We start from the raw sequence: 10911 nt of genomic DNA, 5'->3' as shown, positions 1-10911 counted from the left end.
ACTGTGGCGAGGGAGCTTGCTCCCGCTGGGGCGCGAAGCGGCCCCAAAAATGGGTTTGCTATGCAGTCCAGCGGGAGCAAGCTCCCGCGCCACAGGTCGCAGGTTGTTCTGCTTTAGCGCTTAACTGACCGGCATTAGGGCTTGCCCGATGGCGCTCCATCAGGCGCCGACAGCCACCAGGCTCAGCACCTGCTCCCCATCCACCGCAAACTGCGCCTCCAGCGCCTTGCCATAACACCACTCACTGGACAGGTCCGTCAGTAACCGCAGCCGTATCTGCCCAGCCTGCGACCACTCCACCACCTCGGCATGCTCAAAGTAAAAGCGCTTCTGCACGATGGGGTAGAGCGCCTTGAACAGGCTCTCCTTTGCCGAAAACGTCAGCGTCACCAGCAGGGCCCTTTGCTCGCGCGGCAAGGCGGCCATTCGTTGCAATTCATCCGGAGTAAGAATCTCGCCCGCCAGGCGTTCCGCCCGTTCCAGCGTCAGCAGGTTCTCCAGGTCCATCCCCAGCCCGCGCCATTGAGCCTTATGCCCGACAATCGCCGCGGCGTGCCCGCTGCTGTGGGTGATGGAGCCACTGATATGCCCTGGCCACATCGGTGCACGGTCTTCTCCAATGGCCGGAATGCACTCGAGATTATCGAGCCGTTGCAGCGCTTCGCGAGCGCACAGGCGGCCGGCGAGAAATTCCGCCTGGCGCTTGGCCACCGAGCGCTGGATGCTCGCCGGCGGCGGTACGGCGCTGCGCTGGAAATCATCCGGGTTCAATAAGGCCGGGTCGAATCGCGTGCTCAAAAAAACCGTGCCCGGCAAGGGAGCAGGCAGCGGCCAATGGGCATCGAGTGGGGTGCAGCAGGCGGGTAGGGGCATCATGCGCGACATTTTGCCGAGTTGGCGCGCCAGTGCATAGCCCGTAGCGCATGGCCCGTTGCGGTTCAAGCCGCGTTCAGAGCCTGTTCAGGGGGAGTTCAGGGGCGTTTGCGTAGTGTGGGCCTTACAGCCTAAACGCGTACGAGGTAACGATCATGACTGCGATCAAGAAGCTGATGTTGGCGTTGACCATGCTCAGTGCCACCGTTGGCGTGCAAGCCAGCGACAGCACCTTTGCCGCATTTGGCCGCGAGAAAACCAAGAAATCCAGCAACCTGATCCATCGTGTCAGCTTCGAAGAGGTGAGCGTTCAGGCCGCCCCGTGGGGCCAGTCCCTGGGCGCCTCTACCCCTCAACCGGGCTATCGCACCGGTTATGCGCACCTGTCAGGCCAATACAATGGTATTAAACTGCGCCCGCAAGACATGCAGGGCCGCTATGATATCCCCCGCTCGGACTGTTGAATCGCCTTGGAGAGCCTTATGAAATTGCTGGTGGTGGAAGATGAGGCGCTGTTGCGTCATCACCTGTTTACCCGCCTGACCGACAGCGGGCACGTCGTCGAAGCCGTGGCCAATGCCGAGGAAGCTCTGTACCAGACCGGCCAATTCAATCACGACCTGGCGATCATCGACCTGGGCCTGCCCGGCATGGGCGGCCTGGACCTGATCCGGCAACTGCGCACCCAGGCCAAGACCTTTCCCATCCTGATCCTTACCGCCCGCGGCAACTGGCAGGACAAAGTTGAAGGCCTGGCTGCCGGTGCCGACGATTATGTGGTCAAGCCGTTCCAGTTCGAAGAACTCGAGGCGCGCATGAACGCTTTGCTGCGCCGCTCCAGTGGCTTTACCCAATCGACCATTGTCGCCGGGCCCCTGCTGCTGGACCTCAATCGCAAGCAAGCCTCGCTGGACGAGCAGCCGCTGGCGCTGACCGCCTATGAGTATCGGATCCTCGAATACCTGATGCGCCATCATCAACAGGTGGTGGCGAAGGACCGCTTGATGGAACAGCTCTATCCCGATGACGATGAGCGCGACCCGAACGTCATAGAAGTGCTGGTCGGTCGCCTGCGCCGCAAGCTGGAAGGTCCGGCCGGGTTCAAACCGATCGACACCGTGCGCGGCCTGGGCTACCTGTTCAATGAGCGCTGCCGTTGATTCGCTCGCTCCGTGTGCGCTTGATGTTGGCCGCCGCCACCCTGGCGGTGCTGTTTATGCTGGGCTTGTTGCCCGCCATGCAAGGGGCTTTCAGCCTGGCGTTGCAGGATTCCATCGAGCAGCGCCTGGCGTCGGATGTCACCACCCTGATCTCTGCGGCACGGGTGGAAAATAACCGGCTGCTGATGCCGGCGCAGTTGCCCGATGAGCGTTTCAACCTGACCGACAGCCGCCTGCTCGGCTATATCTACGACCGTGAAGGCCACTTGGTGTGGCGTTCGCGGGCGACTCAGGAAGAAAATATCAACTACAAGCCGCGCTACGATGGGCGCGGCAACGAATTTGCGCGCATTCGCGAAGCCAACGGCCAGGAATTTTTCGTTTACGACGTCGAGGTCCGGTTGCTGGGCGGCAAGAGTGCGGCCTTCAGCATCGTCGCCTTGCAGCCGGTGCGCGAATACCAACTGACCCTCGAAGGCCTGCGCGAGAATCTCTACCTGGGGTTCGGCGCGGCGTTGCTGGTGCTGTTGACCTTACTGTGGCTTGGCCTGACCTGGGGCCTGCAGGCTCTGCGGCGCTTGAGCCAGGAGCTGGACCAGATCGAAGGCGGCACCCGCGAAAGCCTCAGCGAAGAGCACCCTCGGGAACTGTTGCGCCTCACCGGCTCCCTCAACCGTTTGCTGCACAGCGAGCGCGAGCAGCGTGCGCGCTACCGCGACTCCTTGGATGACCTGGCCCATAGCCTGAAAACCCCGCTGGCGGTATTGCAGGGTGTGAGCGAAGACATGGCCCAGCGCCCCGAAGAACGCAGCCAGGCCTGGGTGCTGCAATCGCAGATCGAGCGCATGAGCCAGCAGATCGGCTATCAATTGCAGCGCGCCAGCCTGCGCAAGAGCGGCCTGGTCCGCCACCAGGTGCGCCTGGAGCCGGTGCTGCAAAGCCTGTGCGACACGCTGGACAAGGTTTACCGAGACAAGCGCGTCACCGTGACCCTTGAGCTGCCGGAGGCGTGCGACGTGCCCATCGAGAAAGGCGCCCTGCTCGAGATGCTCGGTAACCTGCTGGAAAACGCCTATCGCCTATGCCTGAAGCAGGTGCGTATCAGCCTGGTGGAAAACCTGGAGGGCATCGAGTTGTGTATCGAAGACGACGGCCCGGGTGTGCCACCGGACCAGCGCGCGCGGATTCTGCAACGGGGCGAGCGGCTTGACCGCCAGCACCCAGGGCAGGGCATCGGGCTGGCGGTGGTCAAGGACATCATCGAAAGCTATCACGCGCGATTGACCTTGGGCGATTCGGCTCTGGGGGGCGCGGCGTTCAAGATTCACTTTCCGGCCTTGTGATCGCTGTGGGTGCTGCTGGCCTCTTCGCAGGCAGCTCCTACAGTTGATCGGGTTTACAAATTCGATGTGTGAATACGTTCAAATGGGGCGCTGGCTTGCCTGCGAAGAGGCCCTCCCAATACACCCCTAACTCTCCTGCGCCCGATACGCCCCCGGCGTCAACCCGGTCCACTTCTTGAACGCTCGATGAAACGCCGACGGTTCAGAGAACCCCAGCTGTTCCGCAATTTCCTGCAAAGACAAGTCCGCTCGCCCCAAGTGGTAGATGGCGATGTCGCGGCGTAACTCATCCTTCAACGCCTGAAAACTACTGCCTTCTTCACGCAGATGCCGACGCAGGGTCTGTGGGCTGATATGCAAATGCTGGGCGACGGCCTCCAGGTCCGGCCAGGGCGTGCGGTCGCGGCTGAGCAAGCGGCGCAGTTGGCTGCTCAAACTGTCGCCCTCATCCGGTCGAGACAACAAGTCGGCGGGGGAGCGCTGTAAAAAGTGCTTGAGGGTGCGTTCATCCTGCAGCAGCGGCAGGCTCAGGTAACGGCTGGGAAACACCAGGCTGCTGCTCGGCGCGTCAAATACCTGGGGGCATGGAAACAGCAGGTCGTATTCACCGGCGTGGGCCGGCCTCGGATAACTGAAGGTGACTTGATGCAGCCGAATACGCCGGCCGATCAACCAACTGCCCAGGCGATGCCAGATCACCAGCAGGCATTCACTGAGAAAGTGGTCCGGGTCCCACAAGGGCGAGTCGTCCAGGCTCAAACGAACCATGTCGCCTTCTCTTGTCAGCTGCCAGCGTGGGCCATGCGGGAAAAGTCCATAAAATAACAAGCCGCGTTCCAGAGCCTTCTCCAGCGTGCGGCAATGAATCAGCGCATGGCACATCATTGCGAAGGTGCCGCGTTTGCTCGGCCCATCGGCGAACCCCAGGTATTCATCCTCCAGCGCCAGCCAGAGCATTTGCAGCAACCGCGTAAATTGCTCCGGAGCGATGCGCGCACGGGGTTCGCTCAGCAGTTCGGGAGTGATGCCCACCTGCGTCAGCAGCCCCGAACAGTCGTAACCGGCCCGACGCGCACCTCCCAGGGCGGCGCGGGCGAAGTGGCTGGCGATGGTGCGTTCACGCATATCAGGGCCTCGTCCATGGAGTGGCGGATGGTAGTCATCACCCGACCGGGTCACAAGGCGGATATCCGCCAAATTGTAGGACGAGGCGGGGTGAGGAGGCGGAAATCCGCCATCTTAAGTCACGCCCGCCGAGCCCAGGCAAGCCGCCAGCCCTGATGGCCAAGGGCTTTCAGGGGGTTTCAGCAAAGTGGCACGCCGTTTGCGATAAGGATTACAGCGCAGGGTTGTTTCCACAGGCCTCGCAAACAACAAATCCCTCCAGTGCAGGAGGGTTCGCAATTCAAGTGTCGTGGGCAATGGCGGATATTTGCCACACGGTGCGATTGAGGAACTTTGCAATGACGACTCGTCAGCCACTCTACAAATCCCTGTATTTCCAGGTGATCGTCGCAATCGTTATCGGTATTTTGCTCGGTCACTTCTACCCGCAGACCGGTGTGGCCCTCAAGCCACTGGGTGACGGCTTTATCAAGCTGATCAAAATGGTCATCGCCCCGATCATCTTCTGCACCGTGGTCAGTGGCATCGCTGGCATGCAAAGCATGAAGTCGGTGGGTAAAACCGGCGGCTACGCGCTGCTGTATTTCGAAGTCGTCTCCACCATCGCGTTGCTGATCGGCCTGATCGTGGTCAACGTCGTGCAGCCGGGCGCCGGCATGCACATTGATGTTGCTACCCTGGACGCTTCCAAAGTCGCTGCCTACGTGACTGCCGGTAAAGACCAGAGCATCGTCGGCTTCATCCTCAATGTGATCCCTAACACCATCGTCGGCGCCTTCGCCAACGGCGACATCCTGCAAGTATTGATGTTCTCGGTGATCTTCGGTTTCGCCCTGCACCGCCTGGGTGCCTACGGCAAGCCGGTGCTGGACTTCATCGATCGTTTCGCCCACGTGATGTTCAACATCATCAACATGATCATGAAGCTCGCGCCAATCGGCGCCCTGGGCGCCATGGCATTCACCATCGGCGCTTACGGTGTGGGCTCCCTGGTGCAGTTGGGCCAGTTGATGATCTGCTTCTACATCACCTGCGTCCTGTTCGTGCTGGTGGTACTGGGCAGCATCTGCCGCGCTCATGGTTTCAGCGTGATCAAGCTGATCCGCTACATCCGTGAAGAGCTGTTGATCGTGCTGGGGACCTCGTCTTCCGAATCCGCACTGCCACGCATGCTGATCAAGATGGAGCGTCTTGGCGCGAAGAAATCCGTGGTCGGCCTGGTAATCCCAACCGGTTACTCGTTCAACCTTGACGGTACCTCGATCTACCTGACCATGGCGGCCGTGTTCATCGCTCAGGCGACCGATACCCACATGGACATCACCCACCAGATCACGCTGCTGCTGGTGCTGCTGCTGTCCTCCAAGGGCGCTGCGGGTGTGACGGGCAGTGGTTTCATCGTACTGGCTGCAACCCTGTCGGCCGTAGGCCACTTGCCGGTTGCCGGCCTGGCGCTGATCCTGGGTATCGACCGCTTCATGTCCGAAGCCCGTGCGCTGACCAACCTGGTCGGTAACGCCGTTGCCACCATCGTTGTGGCCAAGTGGGTCAAGGAGCTGGACACCGACAAGCTGCAAAGCGAGCTGGCGTCCGGCGGTACCGGTATCTCCGAAACCCGCGAGCTGGATGATCTGGGCGTAGCCGAAGGCGCTGCACCTGTCGTCAAGTAAACCGCTGATGGCGTGAACCTGCGCTACCCGCAAACGCCCCGACCTGTTCGGGGCGTTTGCATGTCTGGCCGGTAACTTTCGACTTTTTTGGTTTACATTAGGTCCATGTACCACCAAGGGCCCGGTGAAGACCTGTCTTCACAAGAGAGCCTCCTCAGCCTGAGCCAATCTGTGCGCACCGAACCGCGTGACCCCTTGCAACAGATTGCTCGCCCCTAACAACGCAATGAACAGGCGGCGTGCCCATGATTACCCTGAAACTCAACGGTCAAGACCATCAACTGGACGTCACGGAGGATATGCCGCTGCTGTGGGCGATTCGCGATGTGGCGGGCTACAACGGCACCAAGTTCGGTTGCGGCATGGGCCTGTGCGGTGCCTGCACCATCCATATCGACGGTGCGCCCGCGCGCAGTTGCATCACCCCGATCGGCGCGGTCAAAGGCCAGGCCATCAGCACCATCGACAACCTGCATACCGACCCGGTCGGCCAGGTCGTGCAGCAAGCCTGGCTGGACACCGCCGTGGCCCAGTGCGGTTATTGCCAGGGTGGGCAGATCATGTCGGCCACCGCGCTGCTGAAAACCCACCCCAACCCCAGCGACGAACAGATCGAGGAGGCAATGGTCGGCAACATCTGCCGTTGCGGCACTTACAACCGGATCAAGACCGCGATCCGTCAGGCAGCCACGCACCTGGGGGCCAAGGCATGAGCCGGTTACCCGCTGATTTCGTCCTCAACAACCTCAGCCGTCGCGGCTTTCTCAAAGGCGCGAGTGCCACGGGTGTGCTGGTGATCGCCGCCAGTTGGGGCTTGCCTGACGCTTTCGCGGCCGATGCGGTTAAACAATACGGCGGCGATGCGATGCCCAACGGGCTGATCGACGACCCCAAGGTCTACGTCAGCATCGCCACCGACGGCACGGTGACCGTGGTGTGCAACCGTTCGGAGATGGGGCAGGGCGTGCGCACCAGTCTTAGCCTGGTGGTAGCCGATGAGCTGGAGGCCGATTGGGCCAGGGTGAAGGTTCAGCAAGCGCCGGGTGACGAGGTGCGCTATGGCAACCAGGACACCGACGGCTCGCGCAGCATGCGCCATTGGTACGAGCCGATGCGGCGTTGCGGCGCCAGTGTGCGGGCGATGCTGGAGCAGGCCGCTGCCGAGCAGTGGAAGGTCCCGGTTGGCGAATGCCGCGCGCAATTGCACAAGGTGATTCACCAACCGAGCGGTCGTGAGCTGGGCTACGGCGAGTTGGCCGCCACTGCCGCTGCATTGGCCGTTCCCCCACGCGACAGTCTGCGACTCAAGCAGGCGACGGAATTTCGCTATATCGGCAAAGAAGGCGTCAAGGCCATCGATGGCGTTGATATCGTCAACGGCAGCGCAGTCTACGGTGCCGACGTGCATTTCGACGGCATGCTCTACGCCACCATCGCGCGGCCGAAAGTGTATGGCGGCAAGGTTAAATCGTTCGATGCCAGTGCGGCGTTGAAAGTCCCGGGCGTGATCAAGGTGATGGAAATCGAAAGCCGGCCGATCCCTTCCGAATTTCAGCCCCTCGGTGGCGTTGCCGTGGTGGCCAGCAATACCTGGGCGGCGATCAAAGGCCGCGACGCGCTGAACATCGTGTGGAACGACGGCGTCAACGCCGGCTACAACTCCGTCGAGTACCGCAAGACGCTGGAAACCGCCGCGCAGAACCCCGGCAAAGTGGTGCGTAACACCGGCACCCTTGACCAGGCCATGGGCGAGGCGGACAGCACGCTGGAGGCGGCCTACTACCTGCCGCACCTGGCGCAGTCGCCGATGGAGCCGATGGTCGCCGTTGCCCGTTTCGACAAGGGCCGGTGCGAAGCCTGGGCGCCGAGCCAGGCGCCGCAAGTCACCCGTGAACGCATCGCCGAGCGCCTGGGTTTGCCCTTCGATAACGTCACGGTGCATGTGACGTTGCTGGGCGGTGGTTTCGGGCGTAAATCCAAGCCGGACTTCATCATCGAAGCCGCCGTGCTGGCCAAGCAGTTTCCCGGCAAAGCCGTGCGCGTACAGTGGACCCGCGAAGACGATATCCACAATTCCTATTTTCATACCGTGTCCGCCGAATACCTCAAGGCCGGCCTGAACAAAGACGGCCTGCCCGCCGCCTGGCTGCACCGTACGGTAGCGCCGAGCATCACCGCGCTGTTCGCGCCGGGCATGAACCACGAAGCGGCGTTCGAACTGGGCATGGGCTTTACCAATATGGCCTACGCCATTCCCAATGTTCGCTTGGAAAACCCTGAGGCGTCGGCGCATACACGCGTGGGTTGGTACCGTTCGGTGTCAAACATTCCCCACGGTTTTGCGATTCAGAGTTTTGTCGATGAGCTGGCGCACAAGGCCGGCCAGGACCCGTTGCAGTACCAGCTCAAGTTGCTGGGGCCGGACCGCCAGATCGATCCCAAGACCCTGAGCGACGAGTGGAACTACGGCGAATCCCCCGAGCGTTACCCGATCGATACCGCGCGCATGCGTGGCGTACTGGAAACCGCCGCGAAAGCCGCCGGCTGGGGGCGCAAGCTGCCCAAGGGCCGTGGCCTGGGGCTGGCGGTGCACTACAGCTTCGTCACCTATGTGGCGGCAGTGATTGAGGTGGAAGTCAAAGACGACGGCACGCTGATCGTGCACAAGGCCGATATCGCCGTGGACTGCGGCCCGCAGATCAACCCGGAACGCATCCGCTCGCAGTTCGAAGGTGCGTGCGTGATGGGCCTGGGCAACGCGGTGCTGGGGGAGATCAGCTTCAAGGACGGCAAGGTCCAGCAAGACAATTTCCATATGTACGAAGTGGCGCGCATGTCCCTGGCGCCCAAGCAAATCGCCGTGCATCTGGTGACGCCGGCAGGCGAGGTGCCGTTGGGTGGTGTCGGTGAGCCCGGCGTACCGCCGATTGCGCCGGCATTGTGCAACGCCATCTTCGCGGCTACTGGCCAGCGTATCCGTAGCCTGCCGGTTCGTTATCAGTTGCAGGGTTGGCAGGAGGCGAAGGCCTGATGGACAGTGTGGATCTGAATGTCTTGCGCAGCGTGCTGGAATGGCGCCGCGCCGGGCAGCGCGTGGTGTTGTACAGCGTGGTGCAGACGTGGGGCAGCGCGCCACGTCCACCGGGGGCGATGTTGGCCTTGCGTGGCGACGGGGTGGTGATCGGCTCGGTGTCCGGCGGCTGCATCGAGGATGACTTGATCGCGCGCTTGCAGGATGGCCGTTTGCCCGACGACGGCCCACCGGTGCAGTTGGTGACCTACGGCGTCACCCGCGATGAGGCGGCGCGGTTTGGCCTGCCCTGCGGCGGCACCCTGCGCCTGACCGAGGAACGGGTGGATGACTGGGAGTGGGTCGCGCAATTGCTCGCACGCTGCGAGGATCATCAAATTGTTGCGCGGGAGCTGAACCTGGCCACTGGCAAAGTGACCCTCAGCACCGCGAGCAAGACCGATGTGGTGACGTTTGACGACCAGTGCCTGCGCGCCATCTATGGGCCGCGCTGGCGCCTGCTGTTGATCGGCGCCGGGCAACTGTCGCGCTACGTCGCGGAAATGGCGCGCTTGCTCGACTTTGAAGTGCTGATCTGCGATCCGCGTGATGAGTTTGTGTATGGCTGGGAGGAACAACACGGTCGCTTCGTGCCGGGCATGCCCGATGAAGCGGTGCTCAATATCCAGACCGACGAACGCACGGCGATTGTCTGCCTGACCCACGACCCACGTCTGGATGACATGGCCCTGCTCACGGCGTTGAATTCCAGCGCCTTCTACATTGGCGCCCTGGGTTCGCGGGTCAATACGCACAAGCGTCGGGAAAACCTTGCGGCGCTGGGCTTGTCGGCGGAGGCGATCGCACGTTTGCATGGCCCAATCGGCTTGCACATCGGCAGTCATACGCCGGCGGAAATCGCGCTGTCGCTCATGGCGGAAATCGTCGCGATCAAGAACGGCGTGGCACCTCTGCAGAAAAAGCCGATGGCGGTGGTCGCCCAGTGACAGTGACGGCGATTGTGCTGGCGGCGGGGCAGGGCAGTCGTTTCCGCGCCGAGGCGGGGGCTGATCGGGATAAGTTGCTTGCCCATTGTGTCGGCCTGGACGGCGTGACCAGGTCGGTGATCGAGCAGGTATTGGTGAGTTTGCCGAGCTGCGTGATGGAGCGCTGGGTGGTGACCTCGCCGGATCGCGAGCACGTCATTCGGTTGGCCGAAGCGCATGGTTGCAAGGTCTTGCTGCTGCAATCGGCCGGCATGGGCGACAGCATAGCGGCGGCCGTCGCGGCAAGCGGCTCGGCGCGGGGGTGGTTGGTGCTGCTGGGGGACATGCCGTTTATCCGGGCGTCGAGTATTGAGCAGGTGATCGCGCGCGTGGATGGCATCAGCGTGCCCGTGCATGCCGGTCACTATGGGCATCCCGTCGCATTCGGCGCTGCACTGGGACCGGCATTGATGGCGCTGAGCGGTGACCGCGGGGCCAAGTCTTTGTTTGTGCAGGCCACTCTGCGTGAAGTGCCGGTGGATGACCCGGGCGTTTTGTGGGATGTCGATGTGCCGCATCGGCTGAATTTCAATGCCGGGTAAAGGGGGGGCGAGCAAGCCCTGATGCAAGTCAGGCAAGAAGGAATGCTTTGTCGTGGCGAGGGGGCTTGCTCCCGCTGGGTCGCAAAGCGGCCCCAGAACATAGGACTGCTACGCAGTCCAGCGGGAGCAAGCTCCCTCGCCA

At 62.2% G+C, this 10911-nt stretch carries 10 protein-coding genes; 8 read left to right on the top strand and 2 right to left on the bottom strand.

The features are described from left to right. Nucleotides 1-159: 159 nt before the first annotated feature. Nucleotides 160-876: a 4'-phosphopantetheinyl transferase superfamily protein gene (locus Q1V60_RS00850; protein WP_300626781.1), complete on the bottom strand. Its 717-nt coding sequence runs from the start codon at nt 874-876 to the stop codon at nt 160-162. Nucleotides 877-1028: 152 nt separating this feature from the next. Here Q1V60_RS00850 and Q1V60_RS00845 point away from each other — a divergent pair, with 152 nt between their 5' ends. From Q1V60_RS00845 to Q1V60_RS00835, 3 genes are read left to right on the top strand one after another with little or no spacing between them, the layout of a single operon-like run. Further along, nucleotides 1029-1337 carry a hypothetical protein gene (locus Q1V60_RS00845; protein ID WP_300626780.1) on the top strand — a complete coding sequence of 103 codons (309 nt, stop codon included), beginning with the start codon at nt 1029-1031 and terminating at the stop codon, nt 1335-1337. Between the two features lie 18 nt (nt 1338-1355). Next, nucleotides 1356-2033 carry a response regulator gene (locus Q1V60_RS00840; protein ID WP_010208358.1) on the top strand — a complete coding sequence of 226 codons (678 nt, stop codon included), beginning with the start codon at nt 1356-1358 and terminating at the stop codon, nt 2031-2033. After that, entirely contained in the window at nt 2030-3376 is a 1347-nt protein-coding gene (locus Q1V60_RS00835; RefSeq protein ID WP_300626779.1) for an ATP-binding protein, read from the top strand. Before Q1V60_RS00840 ends, Q1V60_RS00835 begins: the two co-directional genes overlap by 4 nt. A 126-nt stretch (nt 3377-3502) precedes the next feature. Here the strand turns inward: Q1V60_RS00835 and Q1V60_RS00830 are convergent, their stop codons facing one another. Next, entirely contained in the window at nt 3503-4501 is a 999-nt protein-coding gene (locus Q1V60_RS00830; protein ID WP_300626778.1) for an AraC family transcriptional regulator, read from the bottom strand. 338 nt (nt 4502-4839) lie between these two features. Between Q1V60_RS00830 and Q1V60_RS00825 the strand changes: the two genes are divergently transcribed. The 5 genes from Q1V60_RS00825 to Q1V60_RS00805 all read left to right on the top strand — a co-directional run bounded on the left by Q1V60_RS00825 (nt 4840) and on the right by Q1V60_RS00805 (nt 10769). Then, entirely contained in the window at nt 4840-6171 is a 1332-nt protein-coding gene (locus Q1V60_RS00825) for a dicarboxylate/amino acid:cation symporter (RefSeq protein ID WP_300626777.1), read from the top strand. Between the two features lie 245 nt (nt 6172-6416). Next, nucleotides 6417-6884 (top strand): (2Fe-2S)-binding protein, encoded by a 468-nt coding sequence (locus tag Q1V60_RS00820; RefSeq protein ID WP_124405028.1) that lies wholly within the window; start codon nt 6417-6419, stop codon nt 6882-6884. Beyond that, nucleotides 6881-9202 carry a xanthine dehydrogenase family protein molybdopterin-binding subunit gene (locus Q1V60_RS00815; protein WP_300626776.1) on the top strand — a complete coding sequence of 774 codons (2322 nt, stop codon included), beginning with the start codon at nt 6881-6883 and terminating at the stop codon, nt 9200-9202. The genes Q1V60_RS00820 and Q1V60_RS00815 overlap by 4 nt, the downstream gene beginning before the upstream one ends. Then, the gene (locus tag Q1V60_RS00810) at nt 9202-10188 is read left to right on the top strand and encodes an XdhC family protein (protein ID WP_300626775.1); all 987 of its coding nucleotides are present in this window, start codon (nt 9202-9204) and stop codon (nt 10186-10188) included. The genes Q1V60_RS00815 and Q1V60_RS00810 overlap by 1 nt, the downstream gene beginning before the upstream one ends. Then, nucleotides 10185-10769 carry a nucleotidyltransferase family protein gene (locus Q1V60_RS00805; protein ID WP_300626774.1) on the top strand — a complete coding sequence of 195 codons (585 nt, stop codon included), beginning with the start codon at nt 10185-10187 and terminating at the stop codon, nt 10767-10769. Before Q1V60_RS00810 ends, Q1V60_RS00805 begins: the two co-directional genes overlap by 4 nt. Nucleotides 10770-10911: the final 142 nt, after the last annotated feature.

Origin of the sequence: Pseudomonas sp., from assembly GCF_030147005.1 — a bacterium.
Lineage (GTDB): Bacteria > Pseudomonadota > Gammaproteobacteria > Pseudomonadales > Pseudomonadaceae > Aquipseudomonas.
This window is presented reverse-complemented; position numbering and strand designations above follow the sequence as displayed.